22 protein-coding genes are annotated in these 24,729 nt (G+C 63.2%); 14 read left to right on the plus strand and 8 right to left on the minus strand.

What is annotated here, in order from left to right; translation table 11 throughout:
- The 4 genes from VFZ66_29995 to VFZ66_30010 form a co-directional block, all read right to left on the minus strand.
- A partial coding sequence (locus VFZ66_29995) for a DEAD/DEAH box helicase (protein ID HEX6293451.1) occupies positions 1 to 1,304 on the minus strand: 1,304 nt, incomplete at its 3' end.
- Positions 1,305 to 1,370: 66 nt separating this feature from the next.
- The gene (locus VFZ66_30000) at positions 1,371 to 2,330 is read right to left on the minus strand and encodes a hypothetical protein (GenBank protein HEX6293452.1); all 960 of its coding nucleotides are present in this window, start codon (positions 2,328 to 2,330) and stop codon (positions 1,371 to 1,373) included.
- A 70-nt stretch (positions 2,331 to 2,400) separates the two neighbouring features.
- Positions 2,401 to 2,799 carry a hypothetical protein gene (locus VFZ66_30005; protein ID HEX6293453.1) on the minus strand — a complete coding sequence of 133 codons (399 nt, stop codon included), beginning with the start codon at positions 2,797 to 2,799 and terminating at the stop codon, positions 2,401 to 2,403.
- 49 nt (positions 2,800 to 2,848) lie between these two features.
- Entirely contained in the window at positions 2,849 to 4,615 is a 1,767-nt protein-coding gene (locus VFZ66_30010; protein ID HEX6293454.1) for a PDZ domain-containing protein, read from the minus strand.
- 249 nt (positions 4,616 to 4,864) lie between these two features.
- Here VFZ66_30010 and VFZ66_30015 point away from each other — a divergent pair, with 249 nt between their 5' ends.
- The 5 genes from VFZ66_30015 to VFZ66_30035 all read left to right on the plus strand — a co-directional run bounded on the left by VFZ66_30015 (position 4,865) and on the right by VFZ66_30035 (position 10,939).
- Positions 4,865 to 5,689, plus strand: coding sequence for a hypothetical protein (locus VFZ66_30015; GenBank protein ID HEX6293455.1), 825 nt, complete (start codon positions 4,865 to 4,867; stop codon positions 5,687 to 5,689).
- A 331-nt stretch (positions 5,690 to 6,020) separates the two neighbouring features.
- On the plus strand, positions 6,021 to 7,445 hold the full coding sequence (locus tag VFZ66_30020) for a sugar ABC transporter substrate-binding protein (GenBank protein ID HEX6293456.1): 1,425 nt from the start codon (positions 6,021 to 6,023) through the stop codon (positions 7,443 to 7,445).
- A 100-nt stretch (positions 7,446 to 7,545) separates the two neighbouring features.
- Positions 7,546 to 8,457: a sugar ABC transporter permease gene (locus tag VFZ66_30025; protein ID HEX6293457.1), complete on the plus strand. Its 912-nt coding sequence runs from the start codon at positions 7,546 to 7,548 to the stop codon at positions 8,455 to 8,457.
- Positions 8,458 to 8,459: 2 nt separating this feature from the next.
- Complete coding sequence (locus tag VFZ66_30030; GenBank protein HEX6293458.1) at positions 8,460 to 9,356, plus strand: carbohydrate ABC transporter permease; 897 nt, start codon at positions 8,460 to 8,462, stop codon at positions 9,354 to 9,356.
- Positions 9,357 to 9,496: 140 nt separating this feature from the next.
- Positions 9,497 to 10,939: a CehA/McbA family metallohydrolase gene (locus VFZ66_30035; protein HEX6293459.1), complete on the plus strand. Its 1,443-nt coding sequence runs from the start codon at positions 9,497 to 9,499 to the stop codon at positions 10,937 to 10,939.
- Between the two features lie 13 nt (positions 10,940 to 10,952).
- Here VFZ66_30035 and VFZ66_30040 read toward each other — a convergent pair whose 3' ends face one another.
- The 3 genes from VFZ66_30040 to VFZ66_30050 form a co-directional block, all read right to left on the minus strand.
- Positions 10,953 to 11,480 (minus strand): hypothetical protein, encoded by a 528-nt coding sequence (locus VFZ66_30040; GenBank protein ID HEX6293460.1) that lies wholly within the window; start codon positions 11,478 to 11,480, stop codon positions 10,953 to 10,955.
- On the minus strand, positions 11,471 to 12,358 hold the full coding sequence (locus VFZ66_30045; protein ID HEX6293461.1) for a DUF692 family protein: 888 nt from the start codon (positions 12,356 to 12,358) through the stop codon (positions 11,471 to 11,473). The genes VFZ66_30040 and VFZ66_30045 overlap by 10 nt, the downstream gene beginning before the upstream one ends.
- Positions 12,359 to 12,455: 97 nt before the next feature.
- Positions 12,456 to 12,704 carry a hypothetical protein gene (locus tag VFZ66_30050; GenBank protein HEX6293462.1) on the minus strand — a complete coding sequence of 83 codons (249 nt, stop codon included), beginning with the start codon at positions 12,702 to 12,704 and terminating at the stop codon, positions 12,456 to 12,458.
- 153 nt (positions 12,705 to 12,857) lie between these two features.
- On the opposite strand from VFZ66_30050, the gene VFZ66_30055 reads away from it, so the two are divergent.
- The 4 genes from VFZ66_30055 to VFZ66_30070 all read left to right on the plus strand — a co-directional run bounded on the left by VFZ66_30055 (position 12,858) and on the right by VFZ66_30070 (position 16,229).
- A complete protein-coding gene (locus VFZ66_30055) occupies positions 12,858 to 13,298 on the plus strand; it encodes a DUF3592 domain-containing protein (GenBank protein ID HEX6293463.1) in 441 nt (146 codons plus the stop codon).
- Positions 13,299 to 13,449: 151 nt separating this feature from the next.
- Entirely contained in the window at positions 13,450 to 14,265 is an 816-nt protein-coding gene (locus tag VFZ66_30060; GenBank protein HEX6293464.1) for a hypothetical protein, read from the plus strand.
- 209 nt (positions 14,266 to 14,474) lie between these two features.
- Complete coding sequence (locus tag VFZ66_30065; protein HEX6293465.1) at positions 14,475 to 15,563, plus strand: lamin tail domain-containing protein; 1,089 nt, start codon at positions 14,475 to 14,477, stop codon at positions 15,561 to 15,563.
- 138 nt (positions 15,564 to 15,701) lie between these two features.
- The gene (locus tag VFZ66_30070) at positions 15,702 to 16,229 is read left to right on the plus strand and encodes a hypothetical protein (protein ID HEX6293466.1); all 528 of its coding nucleotides are present in this window, start codon (positions 15,702 to 15,704) and stop codon (positions 16,227 to 16,229) included.
- 236 nt (positions 16,230 to 16,465) lie between these two features.
- On the opposite strand, the gene VFZ66_30075 is transcribed toward VFZ66_30070, so the two are convergent.
- Positions 16,466 to 16,681 carry a hypothetical protein gene (locus VFZ66_30075; GenBank protein ID HEX6293467.1) on the minus strand — a complete coding sequence of 72 codons (216 nt, stop codon included), beginning with the start codon at positions 16,679 to 16,681 and terminating at the stop codon, positions 16,466 to 16,468.
- Positions 16,682 to 17,171: 490 nt separating this feature from the next.
- On the opposite strand from VFZ66_30075, the gene VFZ66_30080 reads away from it, so the two are divergent.
- The 5 genes from VFZ66_30080 to VFZ66_30100 all read left to right on the plus strand — a co-directional run bounded on the left by VFZ66_30080 (position 17,172) and on the right by VFZ66_30100 (position 24,667).
- The gene (locus VFZ66_30080) at positions 17,172 to 17,606 is read left to right on the plus strand and encodes a response regulator (GenBank protein ID HEX6293468.1); all 435 of its coding nucleotides are present in this window, start codon (positions 17,172 to 17,174) and stop codon (positions 17,604 to 17,606) included.
- A 394-nt stretch (positions 17,607 to 18,000) separates the two neighbouring features.
- Entirely contained in the window at positions 18,001 to 19,770 is a 1,770-nt protein-coding gene (locus VFZ66_30085; GenBank protein HEX6293469.1) for a hypothetical protein, read from the plus strand.
- Positions 19,771 to 19,904: 134 nt separating this feature from the next.
- Complete coding sequence (locus VFZ66_30090; protein HEX6293470.1) at positions 19,905 to 21,371, plus strand: protein O-GlcNAcase; 1,467 nt, start codon at positions 19,905 to 19,907, stop codon at positions 21,369 to 21,371.
- A gap of 49 nt (positions 21,372 to 21,420) precedes the next feature.
- Entirely contained in the window at positions 21,421 to 22,149 is a 729-nt protein-coding gene (locus tag VFZ66_30095; protein ID HEX6293471.1) for an MBL fold metallo-hydrolase, read from the plus strand.
- Between the two features lies 1 nt (position 22,150).
- Positions 22,151 to 24,667 (plus strand): glycoside hydrolase family 38 C-terminal domain-containing protein, encoded by a 2,517-nt coding sequence (locus tag VFZ66_30100; GenBank protein ID HEX6293472.1) that lies wholly within the window; start codon positions 22,151 to 22,153, stop codon positions 24,665 to 24,667.
- Positions 24,668 to 24,729: the final 62 nt, after the last annotated feature.

A 24,729-nucleotide genomic window follows, 5' to 3' on the forward strand; every position in this document is an offset into this window, starting at 1 on the left:
TCCGGCAGCGGCGCGAAGACCGCCGAGCGCGATCCGACCACCACCCTGGCCGCGCCACGCCGCAGCCGCCGCCAGGTATCGTAGCGCTCGCCCAGCGACAGCCCGCTATGCAGCACCACCACCTGCTCGCCGAAGCGCGCCGCGAAGCGCCGCACCAGTTGCGCGGTCAGCGCGATCTCCGGCACGAGCACCAGCGCCTGCCGTCCCCGGCGCAGCGACCGCGCGATTGCGCGCAGGTACAGCTCAGTCTTGCCGCTGCCGGTGACACCATGCAGCAAAAAGACCGCGTGCTGGCGGGCGGTGATCGCCTCGGTGATCGGGCCGAGCACCCTCGCCTGCGACGGCGACAGCTCCGGTGGCTGATCGGGCTGGATCGCCGCGCCATCGAGCGGATTGCGGATCACCTCGCGGGATGCGATCTCGATGTACTTGCGCGCCGCGAGATCGCGCAGCGTCATCAGCGGAATGCCCTGAGCCGACAGCAGCGGCGTGCCATCCCCGGCTGGATCTTCCTCGGCGCGCGCCGTGGCCTGCCGCGCCAGCTCCGCCAGTGTCGCCGCCTGCCTGGGAGCGCGGGCCAGCTCCGCCAGCGTCGTCTCCAGATCGCCGGGCGCGATCAGCAGCCGCACCATGCGCTCGTACTGCGTGCGCGCCTTGGGCCGTGTCAGCGCAACGCCCCGCGCGATCAGGCCGCGCTCCTTGAGCGCCAGGCAGACGCGGCGCAGCTCGCTGGGCGAGCCATGCAGCGCGGCGTGCAGCGTCGCCTCCGCGACCTCGCCCTGCCGCCGCAGATAGTAGAGCAGGCCGCGCTCTGCCGCTGGCAGCGTGCCCAGTTCGACGCTCATGCCCTGTGGTGTTGCGCGCCACGTCGCCAGCGATTGCTGCTCGCTGCCGGGCGGCAGCAGCAGCTCCAGCGCATCCCACAGCGGCACGCGGTAGTAGCCGTGCATCCAGCGAGCCAGCCGCAGCAGATGGACCGGGATCGAAATATCGGCCGCGCTCAGATCGTCGATCGGGCGAATCGTCGGGGCGTTGGGATCCAAGTCCGTGGCGACGATCTGACCGCTGTGTACGACCGGCGGCTGATCCGGCGTGGGCCGCAGATGCGGCGGAAGCTGGCTATAGAGCGTCACGACGATGCCCTGGACCCGCTGACGACCGAACGGCACCCAGACCAGCGCGCCCTCCTCGATCGTGCTGTGCAGCGCCGGGGGCACGTAGTAGGTAAACACGGCGTTGGGATTGCGGAACAGCGCGACGCGGACGGCCACGTCGGCGAAGAGTTCAGGCGAGCGATCGGTCATCGACGGCCAGTTTCTCATGTATGGTCAAGGAAGCGCTTTGGTTTCGAGCGGGCCATGACGGAGCGCTCATCTTTGTTTGGCGAAGGTCTGCGCCAGCCACTCGAGCGCGCCCGGCGTCGAGAGCCAGTGGACCAGCCCCTCGATCAGATACTCGATCGCCTCGCTCTCGTCGCCGTAGCCGATGAACGGCGGCAACGAATCGGGCGGCTCTTTCGCGCCGGTCAGATAGAGCGGCACATGCGGGTTCTGTCTGAAGGCTTTGCGCAGCGCGGCATTCGCTTTACGGCCCGGACCCTCGCGGCGGAAGAGCCAGATCGCGCGGGTGTAGAGCCAGGCCGCCGACTCATCCTCTTTGTAGCGATCCAGCAGCTCGCCCAGTGCCTCATCCATGCCGGTTTCGAAGAGACAACTGGCGAGCAGATAGCGCAGCCCCTGGTTGTCGCCCGGATTCAGCCGCAGCAGATCGGTGAAATGCTCGATCGCCTCCTGACGCTTGCCGAGCGCCCAGAGCGTCTGCGCGAGCCCGGCGCGCGCCCGCATGTACGGTCGTGTCTCGATCATGCCCCAGAAGTGCCCGGCTCCCTGCTCAAAGACCTCAGGGCCGAGCGCTCGCTCGGCAGCCTGCACGCCCTGCTCGTACAGATCTTTCGCCTTGCGCACGCTGCGCGTCGACTCTTCGGCCAGCAGCACGTAGGCGTCGGCACAGTCGGGCGAGATCTGCAGCGCGCGCTTTGCCAGCTCCACGCGCTGCCGCTTGCTGGGGGCGTTCCACGCCTGGTACATCACCTCCTGCGCCTCCTCAAGCGGCGTTTCAGGCGGCGACGGCTGATCGAGTCTGCCACTGGTCATGAGCTCCTGCAAAAACGCATTGGCTTCGTCGATCGACTCGAACTCCTGCTCGCTCAGCGCTCTGCTGACCTGCGCCATCATCTTTTCCATCGCGCGGCGATCCATGATCGGCGGGCCGGGTATCGGTGCCAGCATATCGGGGGGCGGCGCTGGTTTCTGCGCTTTCTTTGGGCTCATACGACACTCCCTCTTGCTATCGGCAACACGCAGCCGCCACATGCGCCAGGCATGGCTCAAGGCAAGGCGCTTAGTTTTGCACCTCGACGATCCCGCCCAGGCTCTCGCCGACGATCACGATCGTGCCGTTCCGCGCGCGCAGCCAGGCCGTATCGCGCGACGCCTTGACGCGCTGCACGCCGTTCGAGAGATGCACCGAGGTAAGCGGCTGCGGCAGCGCCGCCGCGCGCAGCTCGATCGCCAGCGACAGCACCTCGCGGTCGTCGTAGATATGCCCGGCGACGATGCTCAGCTCGAAGCCGCCCGGATAGAAGCGCCGCACCTCGTAGCGCGGCTCGCCGCGAAAGGTCTTCTCCTGATAGTCGGCGCTCAGCACACGGGCCAGCCGCCGCATCATCTCGGCGGCCTCGATCGACTCCTCGGAAACCTGCTGATCGTCCCAGATTAAAAGATGTGACGCGCGCTGCATCTTCGCTGCTCCTTGCGTGGGATCAGCATACCCCGCGCCGATATGCACGTCAAGCACGCTGCGCCTCGCTCTGTGGCGGCAGACCCAGCCAGCTTGCGTAGATCCGCCGTGGAAGCTCGTCGGGCTGCGCTACCTGCTCGATCGTCAGCCGGTCGTGCGTGGGCACTGCCAGCGCCACCTCGATCGTCCGCAGCTCCTCGCGGCGGAAGATCGTCAGACTCACGCGCGCATCACTGCCGCGATCGTTGAGCCGCTCGCGCAGCGTGGCCTCGTCGGCAACACGATAGCCGTCGACCGCGACGATCTCGTCGTCGGCGCTGAGGCCCGCCTGGTAGGCCGGGCCATCGCTCAGCACCGCCGAAACTCTGAGCTGACCTCCGTCATGCCTGGTGCGAATGCCAAGCGCTGGCCTGGGCGATCTGCCATCCGCCGCCTTCTCTTTCCAGTCCCAGCTCGGCCTCAGCCCGGCGGCCTCGAAGATCTGAGCGTAGGGTAGCTCGTCTGTGCCGCCGATATAGCGCGCGAAGAAATCGCTGAGATCCTGGCCCGTCGCCTCCCGAATCGCGTCGAGATAGCCGTCGCGCTCAGGAATGCCGGGGCCGTCCAGCGGATATGCCCGGAACAGATAGCGCAGCACGTCATCCAGCGAGCGCTCGTTGGCAGTGCGACGACGCAGCTCAAGATCGAGCAGCGCGCCGACGATCGCGCCCTTGAGGTAGTACGAGGCCGCTGTATTGACGGTGTTCTCGTCGGGCCGGTAGTGCTTGATCCATGCGTCGAACGAGGAGCACTCCAGGCTGTGCAGGTTGCGTCCGGGCGTGTGCTGAAGCGTGACGATGTCGTCTGCCAGCCGCTCAAGGTAGCGCTGCGGCGTCAGCAGCCCGGCGCGGACCAGCAGCAGATCGGTGTAGTACTCGGTGATGCCCTCCATCGCCCACAGCAGCGTGGTGTACGTCTCCTGCGTATAGTCAAACGGACCAAGACCTGCGGCGCGAATGCGCTTAACGTTCCAGACATGGAAAAACTCGTGGCAGGTAACGGTCAGATAGCGCTCGTAGCTTTTGGCCGCGCCGAAGACGAAGCGCGGCAGCAGCAGCGAGGTCGAGTTGCGATGCTCAAGGCCGCCGCCCGCGCCTTTGCCCGCCAGCAGCAGGAAGAAGGTGTAGTGCTCGTAGGGCAGGCCGCCGAAGAGATCGCGGGCGGTTTCGACGATCTTGCGCGTGTCGTCGATCAGCCGCTGCTCGCGCTCGTTGCCCCTGCCCCAGATCACAATCCGGTGCGGCTTGCCGTCGACCTCGAAGCGCAGCGTGCGGTGCCGCCCGATCTCGAAGGGGCTATCGACCAGATGATCGTAGTCGTCGGCGTGAAACTGCTCGTCCCGATCCGCGTCCAGGCCGGTCGCCGTCTCCCACCCGTCGGGCGCGACAACCTCGATGGTGAGCGGCTGCTCCGTCGCGCCGTGGACGTACATGAACGTCGCTGCCGGGATCACATGCGCGTGCGTATCGTCGACATGGTTGGTGCGCACGGTCAGCTCGTTGCCGTAGACTCGATAGCGGAGCTGCACCCGCTCCGCGCCGTCGGCTGCGACGCGCCACGTCTGCTTGTCGCGCTTCTGCCATGTCGCGGGCCGATCATCCGCCGTCGCCGTAACCTCCTGCACGTGCCGCGAGTACTCGCGGATCAGGTACGAGCCCGGCGTCCAGGTCGGCAGCACAAAATCAAGGTACTCCACCCGCACATCGGCAACGTCGATCGTTACGTCGAGCAAGTGCTGCGCGGGCCGGGCGAGTGTCAGCGTATAGTGGATCTTCAAGGTTTGCGTAACCTTTCGTGACGAACGAGTTAGGAAAGATTGTACCGTAGATTTAGCGGGGGAAGAACAACGGAACAAAGAACCGGGTGCTCTCTGGGCGCACAAACCGAGAACCAAGAACTCAGAACTCAGAACTTAAAACTTTGAACTCTCGCTCCGATTTGACTCCTTCGGTACAATACCCTGCGATTATCCCCAACCAAGCTTCGGGATGAGCCGACACATGTACCCCAGAGAAAAGAGGCAATCATGACCATCCTACCCCCCGATGGAGCGCTGCTCACTGCGGCTGAAGCCCTTGTACTCCAAAATCCGGATCGCAGCCAGGGACGAGCGGCGCTGAAGCTGACCCTGATCGAGCTGCTGGCGCGCAAGCTGGTGACGCTCCGCAGCGAGGAAAAGAAAGGCATGCTTGGGCGTGTCCATAAAACTGACTACCTGCATCTGAGCCAGGAAGCGCACGAGCGCGCGCCACAGGGCACGCATGTGCGGTCCGTGCTGGAGGTGCTGGCCGCCGCCGGAGCCAATGGGAGCGGCGCGACGATGGCCCAGGTGGTGCGGCACGCGCAAAAAGCGTTCGGCTCCGACCTGGCAAAGTTCCAGTCGGCGCAGATCATCCCGACGCTGATCAGCCGTGGCCTGATCGAGTCGTACACCGCCAAGCGGCTGGGCATCTTTTCCACCACGCGCTATCGTCCGACGGCTGTCGGCGCGTCAATCCAGCAGCAGCTTGCAGGCTCGATGGCCCAGGCGCGCACGCTGCCGACGCTGATCGATCACGACCCGGCCAGCGCGGCGGCGCTCGTGGCGGGACTTGGCAGCATGGTGCTGCTCGTCGACGAGCTGAAGCCGCACTACGCGCGCATCTCCCAGGCGCTACGACCCGCAGCCGCCGATGGAGCCGACTTCGAGCTGGCTGATCCCGGCAACTTCGATGCCTCGCTCGGCGACAGCTTCGACTTCGACCTCTCGGCCTTCGATGCGCTCGACAGCAGCCTCGACGCCTTCGACAGCAGCTTCGACGCCGCCGACTCCGGCAGCGATGGCGGCGATGGCGGCGGCAGCTCCGATTAATAAAGAACAACGGAACAAAGAACAAACGGAAGAACAAAAGCACAAGGGAACAAGGGAACAAATGTCTAACTCTTTGTTCCCTTGTTTGCTTGCTCCCCTGTTCCTGCGCTCCCCCAACTTGACACCCCGTTTACATTAAACAATCAGACGTTCAGCGCCGTAGCGTGGTGCGAGGCGTATTCGCCATCTCGTTAATTTTGGTTTAAAATGCACGAATCGATTGTCAATCAGAAAGGAGAAGGAGATCGACAGATACCCTGCGATCACTCGTCGTCCAATCCTGAATCGTAGCCATCGATCAGACCCCGCCAACAGTGGAAAGGATGAACTGATGTATCGACGCTCCTCCTTGACCTCACTGCTGATCTGCCTCAGCCTGCTGCTCGCGGCCTGCGGCGGAACAGCGCCACAGACTCCGGCCTCGAACGCGACCGGCGCGCCTGCCGCCTCAACCGCTCCCCAGCCCTCAGCAAGCGCCGCAGCGACGGCTGCAAGCACAGACGGCGATCTCGTCGCCGGTGCCGACATCAGCAAGACCATTGCAGAAGTCCCGATCAACAACACGATCAAAGACAAAGGCGACATTACGCTCGACGTCTGGATGGCCGCAGACTACTACCAGACCGCGCCGGTCAAGGCCGTCTTCGACGCCTTCCAGCAGGCGTATCCCAACGTCAAGCTGAACGTCAGCGGCTACGAGTGGGGCGACATGCAGAATCAGGTCAAGCTGGCGGTAGGTACGGGCACCGCGCCCTGCGTCAGCCACGGCCACCCCTACGCCATGGGCGCGCAAGGCTTTGCCGAGGACATCACCGACTTCTGGAATGCATGGCAGCAGACCGACAAGTTCATGGAGAGCGGGATCAAAGACGTGATGTGGAAAGAGCGCGTCTATGGCGTGCCGCTCGACATCAACACGCTCTTCACGATCTACAACAAAGAGATGTTCAAGAGCGCGGGCGTGGCCGAGCCGACCGCGAACTGGACCTTCAAGGATGCGCGTGAGGCCGCGCTGAAGATGACTAAGGGCGATGTCTACGGCACCGTGATCTCGGCCAGCGGCTGGGGCATGAGCGGCATGGTCGTCTCCAACGGCACCAATCTGATCAAGACCGAGGGCAAGCAGATCAAGGCCAACCTTGACGATCCCAAGGTCGTCGAGGTCCTGGCGACGATCTCCGAGCTGGGCCACAAAGATAAGGTCAGCCCGATCCCGCCGCAGACGCCGCGCCAGACCGACGCGCCCGTAGCGATCTTCGGCGCGGAGAAGGCCGCGTTCTTCTTCAGCGGCCCGTGGGATCTGGCCCGTATCCGCAAGGAGGCCAAGCCCGGCTTGATCGACAAAGTCGGCACCGCGCCGCTGCCCAACGGCATGACCGGCCAGACCGACGGCTCAGTGCTCGGCGGCGGCTCGCTCTGGATTCCCAAGGGCTGCAAGAATACCGAGGTCGCCTTTGAGCTGCTGAAGTGGTTTACCACCAACAGCTACCAGATGAGCATGGTGAAGGATCAGGCGCGCTATCCGGTGATCGCCGAGCTGTACAACACCACCTACCTGCAATCGGACGCGCTCGCGCAGCCGTTCTACGAGCAGCTCAAGACGGCGGCGCCCTTCGCGCTCGATCCCTACGCCGACGCGGCAAAGGCCTGGGGCGATGCCGTGCGCGCGGGGATGGACGGCGGCGACGCGGCCCAGCTCCTCAAAGAGGCGCAGACCAAAGCCCAGGCCGCGATCGATGATGCCGAGAAGCAGTAGCGCCCACGCCAGCGCTCACCTCGAAACGTAAGGCCGGTTCGTCAGGGGCGTATTGCATACGCCCCGCCGATCACCATTGAAACATAAGGCAAAGATCAGCATGTCCACATCCGTCGAACGTGTGCAGCCACGCGGCGCCGCTTTTCGTCTGAGCAGCGCCCGCCATCAGCGCTGGCTCTACGGCTATGCGTTTATCGCGCCCGCGCTGCTCGTGCTGACCGTGTTCGTGCTGCTGCCGATCGTCGTCGCGATCTACCTCAGCTTCACCACCTACAACCTGATCGAAGCGCCGCGCTGGGCCGGGCTGGACAACTACCGCCAGCTAGCAGCCGACGGGCTCTTCCGCAAAACGCTCGTCACCACGACGATCTACGCTGTCGGCTCGATCGCGCTGGGCCTGGGCGGCGCGCTGGGCGTGGCCCTGCTGCTCAACCGTCGTCTGCCGGGCATCACCGGCTTCAAGATCCTCTACTTCCTGCCGACGATCGCCTCCGAGGCGGTGATGGCGGTCGTCTTTCTGTGGATGTACCAGGACCAGGGCACGCTCAACGGCCTGCTGACCGCGCTGGGCCTGCCCACGGTCGGCTGGCTGCGGTCGGGACGCATGGCGCTGCTGTCGATCATCGTCTACGGCGCGTGGCGCGGCCTGAGCTACAACACGCCGATCTTCCTTGCCGCGCTCAAGAACGTCTCGCAGGAGTTGTACGAGGCCGCGCAGATCGACGGCGCGAACAGTTGGGCGCAGTTCCGCTTCGTGACGATCCCAGGGATCATGCCGATCGTGATCTACACCGTGATTATGTCTACAATCGCCTCATTCCAGGTGGTAGCGGTCGTCGACCTGATGACCGATGGCGGGCCGCAGTACGCAACCGAGGTCACGATTCGCTATATCGCCTTCACCGCGTCGGAGTCGCTCAAGATCGGCTATGCGTCGGCCATGTCGGTCGCGGTGCTCGGCCTGCTGCTCGTCGTCACCTACTTCCAGATGCGCCTGTCGCCGGAGGATTGATTATGGCTTTCCCGTCCGCCGCCCGCCCGCAGCGCCGCTCCCGGTCGCGCCCGCCGACGGCCTGGGGCACGATGCTGCTGCTCTACATCCTGCTGGTGCTGGTGCTGCTGATCACGGTTGGGCCGTTCGTGGTGATGATCTCGACATCGCTCAAGGCGCAGTGGGAGAACTTCGTCTATCCGCCGACGCTGCTGCCGCAGCAGGTGACGCCGCAGAATTATGTCGAGGCCTGGACGGAGAGCATCGTGCCGCGCGGCGTCTTCAACAGCTTCATCGTCGCCACCGTCTCGGTCGTCACCAATGTGCTCTTCGGCTCGCTGGCGGCGTTCGCCTTTGCGCGTATGGACTTTCCTGGGCGGCAGGCGCTCTTCTGGATCGTGCTGGCGACGATGATGATGCCCTCCGCCGTGCTGGTCGTGCCGTTGATGTTTATCGTCAAGAACATGCCGGGCGGCGGCGCGCAGGGCTGGTTCAACACCTACCAGGGCTTGATCGTGCCGGGCGCGATCACTGCCTTTAGCGTCTTTTTTATGCGGCAGTACTTCCTTGGCATTCCGCGCGATCTCGACGAGGCCGCGACGATCGACGGCGCTTCGCCCTGGCAGGTCTTTCGGCATGTGGCGCTGCCGCTGGCCCGGCCCGGCCTGGCGATCGTCGCGATCTTCACCTTCCTGAGCCGCTGGAACGAGTACCTGTGGCCGCTGATCGTCGCGCGCCAGCCGTCGATGTACACCGCGCAGATCGCGCTGCGCTCGTTCGTGCTGACCTACACCGTCGAGTGGCAGAAATTCATGGCGGCGGGCGTGATGATCGCGCTGCCGGTGCTGCTGCTCTACCTGATCCTTCAGCCCTACTTCGAGCAAAGCCTGGGCGCGCTGGGCCGTGGCGTTAAAGGCTAGCACGCCGAAGAACCAAGAACAAAGAACAGACGGAGGAACAAAAGAACAAGCGAACAAAGCGAGCACCAAGACGCCCAGAGGGCACCTGAAACTAGAAACCAATAACTCGAAACTTGAAACTCGAAACAGCGTACACTTGCATGAGCACCATCGTCCTGAACCTGACCGGCTATGTCACGCCGGAGGATAAGCAGAATAACGATTACCGGTACGTCCCATTCGATCTACCCGCACCTGCCGCGCGGCTGCATGTCAGCTACCACTATGCCCCGGCACAGCCAGCCGATGCGGCGGATACCGTGATCGACATCGGGCTGTTCGATCCACGCGGCGCGGCATTCCCTGGCGGCTCCGGCTTTCGCGGCTGGAGCGGCGGCGCGCGCAGCGAGTTTACGATCACGCCCGCCGACGCCACGCCCGGCTACTTGCCCGGCCCGCTTCCGGCAGGCCGGTATCAGGTCATCCTGGGGCTGTACCGCATCCCGGCGTGCGGCGTGGACTACGCGCTCACGATCGAGGCCACGCTCGCCGATGGTGCTCAGCAGCAGCCGACGATCGAGCAGGATCGTCTGCCCTCGGCTCCACACGGCGCTGGCGGCGCGAACGCAGAGCGCTTCTGGCTGCGCGGCGATCTGCAAAGCCACACCGAGCACAGCGACGCGCGCGGAACGCTGGCGCAGCTTACCGCCAAAGCACGGGCGCTCGGCCTGGACTTCCTGGCGATCACCGATCACAATACGATCAGCCATCATGTCCACCTGGACGCGCTCGCCGACGACGATCTGCTGCTGATCCCCGGCCAGGAGGTGACGACCTACTACGGCCATATGAACGTGTGGGGCGCGCGCCGCTGGTGCGACTTCCGCTGCCGCAGCGCTGCGGAGATGACGGAGGTGATCGCGCTGGCCCACGCGCACGGCGGCGTGTGCTCGATCAACCATCCCAAGCGGGACGGCCCGGCCTGGGAGTACGATCCGGGGCTGCCCGTGGACGCGATCGAAGTCTGGCAGGGGCCGTGGCCGTGGCGCAATACCGAGAGCCTGGCCTTCTGGGAGCGTCTGCTTCAGAGCGGGAGGCAAATCCCGGCGGTCGGCGGCAGCGATTACCACTGTCCGGCGGGCGAGGAGATCGGCTTTCTGCGCCTGGGCCAGCCCACCACCTGGGTCAAAGTCGGCGAGCGCAGTATCCCCGCGATCCTCGACGCGATCCGCAGCGGTCGCACGTCGATCAGCGCCATGCCCGACGGGCCGCGTCTCGATCTGCGCGCGACGGCAGGCGGCAGCAGCGCCGAGATGGGCGGCGTGCTTCAGGGCACTGCGGGTGCTCCTGTGGAGGTTGAGGTGCAGGTCGAGCGAGGGGCTGGGTGGACGCTCCGGCTGGTCGCCGACGGCGTGATCGCACACGAGACGCCGATCACCGATGCCACAACAACCGTGCGCCATACGCTAGCCGCCGAGCGCTACATTCGCGCCGAGCTGGTGGGCGACGCGCCGCCCGAAATCCTGCCGCCGAACGCGCCGCCGGGCATCGATCTCCGCGAGTGGCGCTGGGCGCTGTCGAATCCGATCTACGTCGCGCCGTAGCGCGGGAGCAGTGCTACTCTTCCCGCGCCGCAACCAGGAACAGGCCCGGTATCTGGCCTGAGACGAGGGTCTGGTAGTGGCCCTGGATACCGCTCTCGTCGAGCGGCTGCTTTTGCAGCAGGCTGTAGAGCACCGCGTACGGCTCGTGCCGCCACTCGACGGTGTACGTCGCCGGGCTGCCGCCCTTGACCCGCAGCAGCGCGAGCTCGAACCGCGCCACCGCCGCGATCAGCGCATCGTCGTGCTGGCTCATGGCCTCAAGAAAGGTCAGGCCAAGCCGGTCGACAAACGGCGAGACATCGCGGCTGCCGAGAAATGCATGCGCTGTCGGCTCGAAGCTGCCGCGCTGTTGCAGCAGCGTCGACGTGAGCGGACAGGCGCGTATGATGCCAAAGGTCTGCCACCAGCGCGCGATCTCGCTCACCAGCTCAAGCTGCGGCGATTGCGCGACCATCTGAATGTAGGGCTCGTCGGCCTCGGTTGGCTGATAGGTCGCTTTGATCAGGCCGAGCAATTGCCGTTGCAGCAGCGCTAGTTCCATACGATCTGATCCAATCGCTTGCCCAGCCGCGCCAGCTCGTCGGTGATAGCGTCGTGGCCGAGCACCGGCACGGCCTCGCGCAGCACCTCGTAAGTCACAGCCTTGACCGAGCCGTGCGCCATGCGCGTCACCTGCTGAGCCAGCGCGACGGTCGACGGCTGCGGCAGGCGCGAATGCACGTCTAGCTGAAAGCCTTTGTGCTCGATCCCGCCTGCGACATGCAGCTCGCGCACGGCGGCCAGGTTAAGCTCGGCCAGAAACGCCGGAATATCGAAGCCGTAGTTGCGCGCGTCGCATTCGAGATTGTACACATCCAGGATCAGCCCGCAGCCGGTGCGCGCGACCAGCGCGTTGAGAAACGCGGCGTCTGAGTAATCGCCGGGCAGCTCCGGCAGCACATGCACAACGTTTTCGAGCAGGAACGGCACGGTGTAGCGCGCCTGAAGCTCGCCGACTCGCTGGCAGATCATGTCGAGCACCTCGTCGGTCTTGGGCAGGGCCAGCATCGTCCCCAGGTTCTGCCCATCGACCATCGTGTAGGCCAGGTGCTCGCTATGCCAGGCGACATCGAGCTTGCTCATGATCTCGTCGAGGAGACGGATGTACTGGCGCGAGTAGCCATCGTACGAGCCGATCGAGAGGCCGACGCCATGCACGATGATCTTTGCGTCACTGCCGATGTTTTGCAGCTCCGCGATCGTCGGGGCATGCAGCGCGACGCCATCGTCGCGCATCTCGGCGATCGTATCGGGCGTGACCTCGATATAGTCGACCAAAGGGAGCACTCGCTCCAGGAGTGCCGGATCATTACCCTCATAGGTAAATGCCAGCCCTGGGCGAGTACTCACCTCCGCGCTGAACGATGCAGCGTACGGCATAGGGTTAAAGCTTTCTACGTGAGCGTGGAAGGGAGAATGTCTGGCTGAGGTCCACCACTCGGATTGTCAAGCTCTCTGCGTGAGCGTGGAAGGGGGACTACCGACCCATCACCGATACGTCCTGCAAGCCCTCGATGCCCTCGAAGCGCTCGAACAGGCGATCGTCGCGGACGCGGATCATCAGATCGTCGATGCCGACGAGGCCACAGGCGGGGCAGCCAACCTCATTGAAGAGTTGGTCGAGCATCTTGTGAACGCTCTCAGCTTTGATGTTCTCCCGGACGACAAACTGCCATCGTTGGCCGCTGATGAACCTGGATTGTTCAAATCCTTGCTTCTCGGTCATGGCTTGCCTCCTGGGGTGATGAGGAAAGAGGAATACTCCCTCACAGTCATGTTACTATACGGCAGATCGAAATGCAATAGCTGGGCACGAGCGCAATCGCGCTCGTCGTCGCTTCCGGCCCAACGTCATCCACCCGCAGCCCACGGAGGAATCATGCCGCTCGATCAACTCATTCCGGGGATCATCGGCCTGCTGATCTTCGGCATCCCCACTGCCTACCTGATCTGGCTCTGGCTTCTGGCGCTCCAGAGCCGCAGCTGGGCCACCACCCCCGGCACCATCACCCGCTCGCAGGTCCAGCCGGGCGTGCGGCAACAGGCCACGGCCTCGATCCACTACACGTACCTTGTCGATGGCAAAGAGTACACCGGGACAACCGTCTATTTTGGCGGCTTCATCAACGCCCGCGCCTCCGACGCCCGCGAGACGGTTCGGCGCTATTCGCGCGGCGCTACCGTCACCGTCCGTTACCACCCGCAGCGTCCAGGTACGTCCACCCTGGAAACGCGAGTATCGCGCGGGCTGCTTTTGTGGATCGTGCTTGGCCTGGGCATGGCGAGCAGCATCCTGTACGGCCTGATCACCGGCACCTGAGTTTCAGGTTTCAAGTTTCAAGTTTCAAGTTTCCGGTTCTTGGTTCTTGGTGTGCCGGGGTACCATGCCGGGCACCCTTTGGGCATGGCACCCGGTTCGCGTGTTCTTCCTTTTGTTCTTTGTTCTTTGTTCTCTCACATGGAGATCCCCAATGTTTGTTTCAGATCCGCTGGTCTTTCTGGAACTCCAGAAAACGGGTTGTACGCACATCGCCAAACAGCTTGCACGAGTGCTGCCGGGCAAGCAGGTCGGCAAGCACAATCGTCTGCCGCCGCATCTCGCCGACGGCAAGCGTCAGATCGTCGGCTCGATCCGCAACCCCTGGGACTGGTATATCTCGCTCTGGGCCTACGGCTGCGATCGAAGGGGAGCGCTCTACCACCGCCTGACCTCACGCAAGCAGTGGTTGTTCACTCTGCTCACCAATCCGGCCCTTGCCATACGCCGACTACCCCAGGAGCGGCAGAAGCCGCAGCGTGCCTGGCGCAACGCCTATACAAGCGTGGATGATCCCCAGGTCTTTCGCGAGTGGCTGTATCTGATGTTCGATGCGGATCGCAAGCACGACATCGGCGAAGGCTATGGCAGAACCGCGATCAGCTCCTTTGCTGGCCTGCTCACCTTTCGCTACATCTACCTATACTCACGGGATATTAGGGAGCTTGCGCAGCAACCCGACCTGATCCGGAATCTCGACGACCTGCGAGCGTTCGATCGGCAGAACAATGTTTTAGACGCGATCATTCGCAACGAGCAGCTTGAGGATGACTTGATCGACGTTCTCAGGCAGTGCGGCGTCAATCTCACCGAGGCACAGATCCATGCGATCCGCAGCGCGAAAAAGACCAATACATCGTCGAGAAAGCGCGGTGTCGAGTACTACTACGATCGCGAGACGCTCGAATTAGTCAGGTCAAAAGATCAGTTCATCATCGACAAGCATGGCTACGCGATGCCCAGTTTGTAGCGCGGCGAAAGAACACGGGAACACATAGAGAACCAAGCACTAAGCATCAAGCACCAAGACGCTGAGCCGTCCGGTTCTCGGTTCTTGGTGCCCTCTGGGCCTCCTGGCTCTATGTCCGCTGCGCAGGCTCAGAGCTGGCACCGTTCTTGATGGCGGTAGCCGCATGAGCAGCCGTCGCTCCAGGTGAACGCTACAAGAAAGGGAGACTCATGCAACGTCGTGGACTTTTGCTGATCGTCGTATCTCTGCTGGTAGCCGCCGTTATCCACACCCCACTCTCACAGGTACTTGCCCAAACATCCGAGCAGTGCTTTCCCGAAACGCGGCAGTGCGTGAGCGGACGCTTCCGCCAGTACTGGACGCAAAGCGGCGGCCTGCCGGTGTTTGGCTTTCCGATCACGGGCGCGGCGAACGAGCCCAACCGCGATACGGGCCAGACGTATCTGACCCAGTGGTTCGAGCGCAACCGCTTCGAGCTGCATCCCGAAAACCGCGCGCCCTACGATGTCTTGCTTGGGCGTTTGGGCGATGATCGGCTGCGGCAGCAGGGCCGCGACTGGCAGACGTTTGCCAAGGTTGCGCCGAACACGCCCCACTACTTCGCCCAGACCGGCCACGCTATCGCCTATGAGCCGTTCTGGCGCTACTGGAGCACGCACGGCCTGGAGCTGGGCGATCGTGGGGTGAGCGAGCGCGAGAGCCTGGCGCTCTTTGGCCTGCCGATCTCGGAGCCGCAGATGGAGACGAACACCAGCGGCGATACCGTGCTCACGCAGTGGTTCGAGCGCGCCCGCTTCGAGTACCATCCCAACAATCCCGATCCTTACAAAGTGCTGCTTGGCCTGCTGGGCAACGAGGTGCGGGCCAACAGCGGCCCTGGGCCGTCGCCATCACCCTCGCCGTCAGCCTCGCCCTCGCCGTCAGCCTCACCATCACCGTCAGCCTCGCCCTCACCATCGCCATCGCCGTTGCCGCCGTCGTACAACAACTGCCAGGAAGATCCGAACGACGACGCCGCGCCGAACTTTCCGGTACGCATTGTCACCGTCGACAAGCAGGCAGAGACGGTGACGATCCGCAACGTCAGCAGCGCGTCCGTCGATCTCAACGGCTGGCGTATCTGTAGCATGCGCGGCAACCAGCTCCACGCAACACTAAGCGGCGTGCTGGGCGTCGGCGAGACGCGCATCATTCCCTCGCAGGCGGGCGGCAACATCTGGAGCAACGACGACCACGACGACGGCGCGCTCTACGATGCCAACGGCTCGCTCGTCAGCTTCTGGGACGATCCAACGTAGTGGGCCGTCAGGCCGGGGTTGGGGGAGCACCCAATTATTTCCCTATTCTGATGCAGAATCGCATGAATGACGAAGCAGGAGGCCGATCACACACCGATCGGCCTCCTGGGTTTGGTCGTACGGTAAAATAGATCAACTATGCCTGACGCACTCTTTCACATCAGCGACCGACCCGACATTGCCCGCTTCGATCCACGGCCCGCGCCAGTGCCCGACGCTGGCCAGAGCGGCAGCATGGTCTGGTCGATCGATCGTGAGCATCTCCACAACTATCTGCTCCCGCGCGACTGTCCACGGGTCACGTTCTACGCGCTGCCCGAGAGCGCGCCGGATGATATAGCCCGGCTGATGTGCTACAGCAGCGCATCCCACATCGTCGTGATCGAATCGCGCTGGCTGCCCGCAGTGCTGCGCGAGCGCCTGTACCGCTACGAGTTCGCCCCCGACAGCTTTACCGTCGTCGATGTCGGCGCGGGCTACTACATCTCGCGCGTCCCGGTGATCCCGCGCTCGGTGACACCGATCGACGATCTGCTGAGCGAGCTTACGCAGCATGATGTCGAGCTGCGCGTCATGCCCTCGCTGTGGAAGCTCTACGATGCCGTGATCGGCTCCACGCTCCAGTTCTCGATCATCCGCATGCGCAACGCGCAGCCGCGCCCCTAGCTCCCCAGCCGTTCGGCAATCCTCGCTCATCCCGCCGCAGATGTAGAGGCCGAGCTCCGCTGCTGAAGAATAAAAGAACAAGAGAACCAAGGAACAAGAGAACAAGAGATCAAGGGAACAAAGCACGGGGAAGCAGGCGGGGAATCTCCTGACGCCAGACCCCCGGCCCCTGATTCCTCGTCTTGGAACGCGAAACTCGAAACTTGGAGCTTGGAACATGGAACGATGAGCGGCGGCTAGTTCTGCGGGCCGTCGCCGAAGGCACGCTCGCAGACCTCAGGCGAGGCCGTCTCGACGAAAGGCAGCAGCAGCAGCTGAGGATCTTGGATACCTGCGATCACCCGCAGCGCTAGCCGAATTGCGTCGCTATCGCTCGATACACCGTAGCGATCTTTGATCGTCTGAATCGCCGCGCGATCCGCATCGCCCAAAAAAATCGTTGTTCGCTTCATACACACCATTCAATCTACAGCAGGCACGCGCTGGTCCGGGCACGCTTTCGGCGGAGCGGTACTGTTGCTTTTTTGTGGCGCGACGCGCAGATACAGCGCACGTCGCGCCACCTTCGCCTGGATCACGACTAGCTACATAACCGGGCTCCTGCTCGAAAGCCAGGCAAAAGTGCAGGAGCGTACCGGACCTCCGGCCTAGCGCTCGCTCAGCAAACCACATCACCACAAGGTATAGTGATGAGTGTTCCCCCTAATTGTACGTATGAACCGTGACGAATCGTTAGGCGAATGCACAACAAAGCCTTCATCGACCAATAGGATCGTTGTGCAGTTGCACAATCAGTCCATCGCACATACGATATACACCGCCCTCATTTAATCAGTTGATCAGCACGTCCTGTCTGTAAGGCTCATCGCCACCAGACCTGCCACAAAAGTTGACGAACGATCTACGAAGCGTAGCTAAACCATTACATTAGGGAGCGCCTCTATGACTTATCATCCAACTGTACCGCAGCATGCGACGATTCTACTGGTTGAAGATAATTTAGATAATCTCTTTGTTTTTCAAGATATTTTGCGGACGGATCTCGGCGTGCCGACGTGTACCGCTCGCGCGTCGGGACAGCAGGTGCTAGCCTTCCTTGCGGAGCATCCCGATTGTCAGCCGGATCTGATCCTGGTCGATCTGGCGCTGCCCTATGAAGATGGCTTCGCCGTCCATAAGCAACTTCGTGCCTACTTCTGCAAGGTCGATTTCATGCCGCGCATTGTCGCGCTGACCGTGGATTGCGCGCCGCAGACGGTGGCGCGGGCGCGGCGTGAAGGCTTCGACGGCTTCATCGGCAAGCCGATCGAGTGCAGGCGCTTTATCCGGCAGATCACCGAGATCTTGGAGGGCGAGCCGATCTGGGAGCCGGTCTGATCGTCGCTGACACGGTGGCGCGGGCGGTTTTCCGGCTCACCAGCGGATTATGTTTATAAACCGTAAAATGTCCTTGCATCTTGTATGTAGTTGCGATATAGTTAGGCCATACAACGCCTATACAGCGTCGAGTGAATCGATTCATGTTCCTTGTTCGATCGAAGCATACGTAAGAATTGCCTACCGCATCCTACGCACTGCTCCGCCGCTATCCTTCCTTTTCAACCAGCTTCGCAACGCACTCGATGCAACGGAGATTTAAGCGCGTCGATCCATCGGGCGCTTTACCGATTCCAGGGTACCGGATAGCGCACGAACTATGTCTGCTCGATCCAGCCGCTTCGACGCCGAGCGCGGCTGATTGAACTCATCACCGTCGCTGAGAAAGAAATAGATGGCACCGATCCAGGTCGTCAACGCCAGCGGGATCGTTTCGATCTCGGCTGCAACCTACTCCCTGACTTTCCCACCCGACCGGCCATTCGTGTATGTCCACGACGCCCAGGGCCGCAGGCTGGCTGAGCTGTTTGTGCTATCGAGCGTGCATCCGCTCCACGATCGCGACGATACCGTTGCGATCGGAGCCTGGGAGATCGAAGCAACGCCCGGCGGGGCGATCTGCACGCTGCGCGCGCAAAGCTCGGTCTGGCGCGAGAAGATCTATCGCCTGCGCTGCGAAACCCAGCGCTTCAGCTACGACATCGAGATCGCGGGCAGCGCGCGGCTGGCGGAGGTCTGCTACTTCGGCGGCTACTCCTCCGGGCAGCAGCGCTGGGGATCGGGCTTTTTCAGCTCAGGCCAGCACTTCAGACAGGGCTTTAATCCTGAGCCGAATACCGAAGAGCGCAGCTACTTCGCCACCAATGGCGGCTCGCGCATCGATCTGACGGGCGTGCCCCTGCCCGGCAAAGGCGATTGGTTTTTCACGCCGCCGCCCTTCTGCTTCGCCTTCCAGGGTCCAGACCAGTGGCTCGCGCTGGGCGTCGAGGCGCAGCCAGGCATGCATCAGTTTACCGAGTACTGGTACCACGGCTCCACCGGCTTTCATCTCTCGCTCGCCTACGAAGGCCATACCACAGTTGACGGCGCGTACCGGCTGCCCGCGATCGGCTTTGATGTTGGAGCGGACGAGTTCCAGGCGCTGGCGGCGCATGTGAGAGCGGCCCGGCAGACGCTCGGCACCCCAACCGTCGCAGCCCGCGACCAGCCCGCCTGGTGGTACGAGCCGATCTTCTGCGGCTGGGGCTCGCAGTGCGCCGCCGCCGCGACCGAGCGCGGGCACGCGCCGGAGTACGCCCGGCAGCCGCTCTACGAATCGTTCTTGTCTACGCTGGCGGCACAGGACATCGATCCCGGCATCGTGGTCATCGACGACAAGTGGCAGGCCAGCTACGGCGAGAATCAGGTCGACGCGCGGAAGTGGCCCGATCTGCGCGGCTTTATCGACGGTCAGCACGCGCTCGGACGCAAGGTGTTGCTCTGGCTCAAAGCCTGGGACGCCGAGGGCGTGCCGCCCGCCGAGTGTATCACCAACGCGGCAGGCGTACCGCTGGCCGTCGATCCGTCGCATCCAGCCTACGAACAGCGCCTGCGCGAGTCGGTGCGGCGTATGCTGGCGGCGGACGGCTACGATGCGGACGGCTTTAAGATCGACTTTACCGCGCGCATTCCGAGCGGACCCGGCATGCGCTCCTACGGCGGGCTGTGGGGCCTGGAGCTGCTGAAGCGCTACCTGACGATCATCTACCGCGCGGCCAAAGCCGTCAAGCCCAACGCGCTGATTATGACGCACACGCCGCATCCCTACCTTGCCGATGCGCTTGACATGATCCGGCTCAACGATGCGTTCGATCTCAATCGTCTGGACGAGGGCATCGTCGGGCGCGACCTTGGGAAGACAATGGCGCTACGGGCCAGGGTGGCCGCGCTGGCGTGTCCCGATGCGATCATCGACACCGACAACTGGCCGGTGCGCGACCTGGCGACGTGGCGCGAGTACCTGGACGTTCAGCCGGAGCTAGGTGTGCCCTCGCTGTACTTTGCGAGCCACATCGATCTGACCCAGGAGTTGCTTGAAGCCGCCGACTACCAGCAGATTCGCGAAACCTGGGCGGTCTATCGAGAACAACGAACAAAGAGCAACGGCACAACGAACAAAGAATAACGAACACCCAGAGCGCACGCGGCAACCCAAGGAACCCAAAACGCCAGCTTGAAACGTTGAACTTGAAACGTTGAACTCGAAACCGCGCCGTAGCCAGAACCGTGAGGATACCGATTTAAGTAGGACGACAGGACATGCAACACTCCCCATTCCAGATCCGAGGTGTGATCGAAGGCTTTTACGGGCCGTTCTACACCTTTCCTGAGCGCAACGACTTGATCGCGTTTATCGGGCAGCACGGCTACAACCTCTACATCTACGGTCCCAAAAACGATCGGCAGCATCGTCACCGCTGGTCGGAACCTTATCCTCCAGAGATCATGGCTCAGTTCGCGCAGACCGCCGCGCTCGCGCAGCAGGTGGGCGTTACCTTTTGCTACGCGATCTCGCCGCTCAGCTACGATCCCGATCAGGACTTCGAGAAGCTCGCGGCCAAGCTGCGCGACCTGTACGATTGTGGCGTGCGCGCCTTCAGCTACCTGATGGACGACATCGCCTGCGCGACGCATCACGCGGTCAACTGCCGCATCTGCGACAACTACGGCAGGCTGCACGCCCAGGTCTGCAACCGGCTCTTCGACTGGCTGCACGCGCTCGATCCGGCCTGCACGCTGAGCATGTGTCCCACCCACTACCACGGCGTCGCGCCCTTCAGCGGCTATCTGCACGATCTCGGCGCGCTGCTCAACCCCGGCGTCGATGTGTTCTACACCGGCCCCGACGTGTGCTCGGCCACGATTACGGCATCTCACGCTCAGGACTTTGCGCAGGCGGTGCGGCGACCGCCGCTGATCTGGGATAACTACCCGGTCAACGACCTGGCGATGCGCGCGAACCTGCACATCGGGCCGCTGCGCGGACGGGATGCGGCGCTGCACACGGCGGTGCGCGGGATGGTCTTCAACCTGATGTTACAGGCCGAGGCTTCCAAAATCCCGCTGCTGACCATCGCCGACTACCTGGACGCGCCGCAGCAGTACGATCCCTGGCGCTCCTGGGAGCGTGCGCTGTCGGAGGTCGGCGGGCAGGAGAGCTGCGCGGCGCTGCGGGCCTTCGCCGAGCACTCACTCGACTCGTGCCTGGCAAGCGATGCGCCGTCGCAGCTCAAGCGCCTGACCGAGGCGACGGTCGCCGCGCTGCAAAAGGGCGTGGCCTGCTCCGTCAGCCAGGCGGTGCATCAGCTCACGCAGTATCTCAGCAGCCTGGACGAAGCCTGTTACTTCTTGAAGCACCGTATGCCCAACCTGCGGCTCCGCGAGAACATCCTGCCCTGGATCGAGGCGCTCGAAGATTGGATCTGGCTCGGGAAGCATGCGCTCGCCACGCTGGAGCTGCTGGAGCAGGGCGGCGCCTACGAGCAGCGGCTCTCGGCACTGAAAGAATCGCTCAACCTGATCGCGCGTCACAGCAAGCGCAGCGGCGGGCAGGACATTTTCCCGCTGGCGCTCTACACGCTAGAGTATGCCGAGGATTATCGCATGCGCCACGGACAGTCGATTTTCGACACGACCTTCGGGTTCGCGGCGCTGGATCTTCTCGATCGAGCGCCTGAGATACCGCCGCAGGAGCGCTATGCTCTGAGCGGTATTCCGGCCAATTGAGCGGTACGGACGATGGGATCGAGCACAAGCAGACATCAGGAATAGACTTATGGTAGTACGACTGATCGGCAATCTCTACGTCGTCTCCGGCGACAAGCTAACCCATCCGTGGGACGCCAGCGCCTATCTGCTGGCCGGAGACGAGCCCACCCTGATCGACTGTGGGAGCACCGAGGGCTACGCGGCGCTCAGGAGCAATCTTGCGGAGCTGGGCTACCAGCCGCGCGACATTCGCCGCGTGATCGCCACGCACGGCCACTGGGATCATATCTCGGCGATGAATCTGCTGCGCGAGGAGAGCGACGCACAGCTCTTGTTGCACCCTGCCGATCGCCAGCCCGTCGAGAGCGGCGACTGGGATGCGACCTCGGCGTTTTTGTACGATCGTCCGTTTCCGCCGACGCGCGTCGATCGGCTGCTCCACGACGGCGATGTGCTGGACGTGTGCGGCTACCGCATGCATGTCTATCACACGCCGGGCCACTCGCCGGGCTGCGTCTCGTTCTGGCTGGAGATCAACGGCCTCAAAGTCTTGATCGCGGGCGATACCCTCTGGGGCGCGTTTCACACCCGGCTGCGCTCGAACATCGACGACTGGACCGCCTCGCTCGACCGGCTGCTCAAGCTGGACTTCGATGTCGCCACGATCGGCCACTGCCCGCCGACGCTGATCTTCGACGCCAAGACCAAGGTGCGCGAGGCCCGGCAGCAGTTGGGCGTGCTCTTCGATCCCTGGTTCAAGCCCTTCAACGTCAAGTTTATGTATCGTGGATTATAAGATGAAAGATACAACGCTCCATATGATCGGCAACGCGCATCTCGATCCGGTCTGGCTCTGGCAGTGGCAGGAAGGCTTTCAGGAGACGAAAGCGACCTTCCGCTCGGCGCTGGACCGCATGCGCGAGAGCGACGATTTTGTGTTTACGTCAAGCTCAGCGGCGATCTACGAGTGGGTCGAGCACAACGATCCGCAGATGTTCGCGGAGATCCGGCAGCGTATCGCCGAGGGCCGCTGGCAGATCGTCGGCGGCTGGTGGGTGCAGGCCGACTGTAACCTGCCCTGCGGCGAGTCGTTTGCGCGCCAGGCGCTCTACGGGCAGCGCTACTTCAAGGCCAAGTTCGGCGTGACCGCCAGCGTGGGCTACAACGTCGACAGCTTCGGGCATCACGGCATGCTGCCGCAGATCCTCAAACAAAGCGGCATGGACGCCTACGTCTTTTTGCGCCCGTCGCCCAACGAGAAAGGCCTGCCCGGACGACTCTTCTGGTGGGAGTCCGACGACGGCTCGCGCGTGCTGACCTTTCGCATTCCCTACGAGTACGGCACCTGGGGCAAAGACCTCGATAAATATGTGCGCCGCTGCATCGCCGAGCTAAAAGACCCGCTGCGCGACATCATGTGCTTCTACGGCGTCGGCAACCACGGCGGCGGCCCGACCACAGAGAACTTGCAGAGTATTCGGCGTCTGAACGAGAGCCTGGGCTTTGCCAGGCTGGTCTTCAGCACGCCCGACCAGTTCTTCAGCGCGGTTGCCATGCAAGACCTGCCGCTGCCGGTCGTCCACGACGATCTGCAACATCACGCCAGCGGATGCTACGCGGCGCACTCCGGCGTCAAGCGCTGGAATCGTCAGGCCGAGAATCACCTGCTGCTGGCCGAGAAATACGCCAGCCTGGCCGACTGGCTGACCGGTCAGCCCTACCCCGTCGACTTCGGACGCGCCTGGAAGAATGTGCTCTTCAACCAGTTCCACGACATCCTGGCGGGCACCAGCATCGAGGCGGCCTACGACGACGCGCGCAACCTGTACGGCGAGGCCATGTCGATCGCCGGACGCGCGCTCAACGACGCGATCCAGTCGATCGCCTGGCGGATCAAGATCGATCCCGAAGCGGGCATGAAGCCGATTGTGGTCTTCAACCCGCACGCCTGGGCCAGCACGGTCAACGTTGAGCTGGAGTTCGGGCGGCTCAAAGAAACCGAGGTGCTGCTGGACGATACCGACCGCCAGGTGCCGGTGCAGGTGGTCCAGTCGGCGGCTGCGGCGCGCGGACGCAACCGGCTGAGCTTTATCGCCGATCTACCGCCGCTGGGCTACCGCGTCTATCGCGTGGCGGCGCGGCCCAACACGATCGAGGGCACGCCGCTGCGCGCTACGGACTGTTCGCTGGAAAACGATCGCTTCCGGCTGGAGTTCGATCCGCAGACCGGCTGGATCGGCAGCCTCTACGACAAGCACCGCCAGCTCAACGTTTTTATCGGCCCTGCGGCGCGGCCCGTGGTGATCGAGGACCGCAGCGACACGTGGAGCCACGACGTGCTGGCCTTCGACACGGCGATCGGCGACTTCACCGCGCGCAGCGTCCGCCTCGTCGAGCACGGCGCGGTCAAGTCCGTCGTGCGCGTCACCAGCGAGTACGGCGCGTCGCGGCTGGTGCAGGATTTTACGATGTATCGCGAGCTTGAGCAGATCGACGTGCATGTCACCGTCGACTGGCGCGAGGAGTTCAAAATGCTCAAGCTCAAGTTTCCGATGAACCTCAACTTTATCCGCGCGACCTACGAGATTCCCTATGGGCACATCGAGCGTCCGGTCAACGGCGAGGAAGAGCCGGGGCAGAGCTGGATCGACGTATCGGGCGAGTCGCGCGATGTGGATGAGCTGTACGGCCTGAGCCTGCTCAACGACGGCAAGTACAGCTTCGATGTGCGCAACAAGGAGCTGAGCCTGACGGTGCTGCGCAGCCCGATCTACGCCCATCACGATCCCTTCGTGCCACAGCCCGACGGCCAGTACTCGTTCATCGACCAGGGCATCCAGCGCTTTTCGTACACGCTGCTGCCGCACAGCGGAAGCTGGGAGCAGGCGGGCACGATCAAGCGCGCCGCCGAGCTGAACCAGCGTCCGATCGCGCTGATCGAAACGTACCACGAGCACGGCACGCTGCCGCAGTGCGACTCGTATCTCGCGGTCGAGCAGGGCAGCGTCGTCGTCAGCGCGCTGAAACAGGCCGAGGAGTCCGACGATCTGATCGTGCGCTGCTACGAGACGCACAAAGCGCAGACCGACGCGACGATCCGGCTGCCGAAGTGGAATCGCACGATCAGCGCGACGTTCGGCCCGTGTGAGATCAAGACGTTCCGCGTGCCCAAAGACCCGGCGCTGCCGATCGTCGAAACCAATCTGCTCGAATGGACCGCGCAGGAGATGGACCCGCACGCCGTCCCGCTACCGGCGACGCCGCTCGCCCAGCATCATGGAGCCGGAGGAAACGGTCAGCGGGAGAACAGCTAAACAAAGAACAAAGAACAAAGAAGAACCAAGAACCGAGAACCAAGGAGAACTCGAAACTTTGA

This window comes from Herpetosiphonaceae bacterium (assembly GCA_036374795.1).
Lineage (GTDB): Bacteria > Chloroflexota > Chloroflexia > Chloroflexales > Kallotenuaceae > LB3-1.

Coding starts and splice junctions, on each gene's coding strand:
- VFZ66_30000 (HEX6293452.1), bottom strand. CDS start 2,330: ATGAGCCCAAAGAAAGCGCAGAAACCAGCGCCGCCCCCCGATATGCTG.
- VFZ66_30005 (HEX6293453.1), bottom strand. CDS start 2,799: ATGCAGCGCGCGTCACATCTTTTAATCTGGGACGATCAGCAGGTTTCC.
- VFZ66_30015 (HEX6293455.1), top strand. CDS start 4,865: ATGACCATCCTACCCCCCGATGGAGCGCTGCTCACTGCGGCTGAAGCC.
- VFZ66_30020 (HEX6293456.1), top strand. CDS start 6,021: ATGTATCGACGCTCCTCCTTGACCTCACTGCTGATCTGCCTCAGCCTG.
- VFZ66_30025 (HEX6293457.1), top strand. CDS start 7,546: ATGTCCACATCCGTCGAACGTGTGCAGCCACGCGGCGCCGCTTTTCGT.
- VFZ66_30030 (HEX6293458.1), top strand. CDS start 8,460: ATGGCTTTCCCGTCCGCCGCCCGCCCGCAGCGCCGCTCCCGGTCGCGC.
- VFZ66_30035 (HEX6293459.1), top strand. CDS start 9,497: ATGAGCACCATCGTCCTGAACCTGACCGGCTATGTCACGCCGGAGGAT.
- VFZ66_30040 (HEX6293460.1), bottom strand. CDS start 11,480: ATGGAACTAGCGCTGCTGCAACGGCAATTGCTCGGCCTGATCAAAGCG.
- VFZ66_30045 (HEX6293461.1), bottom strand. CDS start 12,358: ATGCCGTACGCTGCATCGTTCAGCGCGGAGGTGAGTACTCGCCCAGGG.
- VFZ66_30050 (HEX6293462.1), bottom strand. CDS start 12,704: ATGACCGAGAAGCAAGGATTTGAACAATCCAGGTTCATCAGCGGCCAA.
- VFZ66_30055 (HEX6293463.1), top strand. CDS start 12,858: ATGCCGCTCGATCAACTCATTCCGGGGATCATCGGCCTGCTGATCTTC.
- VFZ66_30060 (HEX6293464.1), top strand. CDS start 13,450: ATGTTTGTTTCAGATCCGCTGGTCTTTCTGGAACTCCAGAAAACGGGT.
- VFZ66_30065 (HEX6293465.1), top strand. CDS start 14,475: ATGCAACGTCGTGGACTTTTGCTGATCGTCGTATCTCTGCTGGTAGCC.
- VFZ66_30070 (HEX6293466.1), top strand. CDS start 15,702: ATGCCTGACGCACTCTTTCACATCAGCGACCGACCCGACATTGCCCGC.
- VFZ66_30075 (HEX6293467.1), bottom strand. CDS start 16,681: ATGAAGCGAACAACGATTTTTTTGGGCGATGCGGATCGCGCGGCGATT.
- VFZ66_30080 (HEX6293468.1), top strand. CDS start 17,172: ATGACTTATCATCCAACTGTACCGCAGCATGCGACGATTCTACTGGTT.
- VFZ66_30085 (HEX6293469.1), top strand. CDS start 18,001: ATGGCACCGATCCAGGTCGTCAACGCCAGCGGGATCGTTTCGATCTCG.
- VFZ66_30090 (HEX6293470.1), top strand. CDS start 19,905: ATGCAACACTCCCCATTCCAGATCCGAGGTGTGATCGAAGGCTTTTAC.
- VFZ66_30095 (HEX6293471.1), top strand. CDS start 21,421: ATGGTAGTACGACTGATCGGCAATCTCTACGTCGTCTCCGGCGACAAG.
- VFZ66_30100 (HEX6293472.1), top strand. CDS start 22,151: ATGAAAGATACAACGCTCCATATGATCGGCAACGCGCATCTCGATCCG.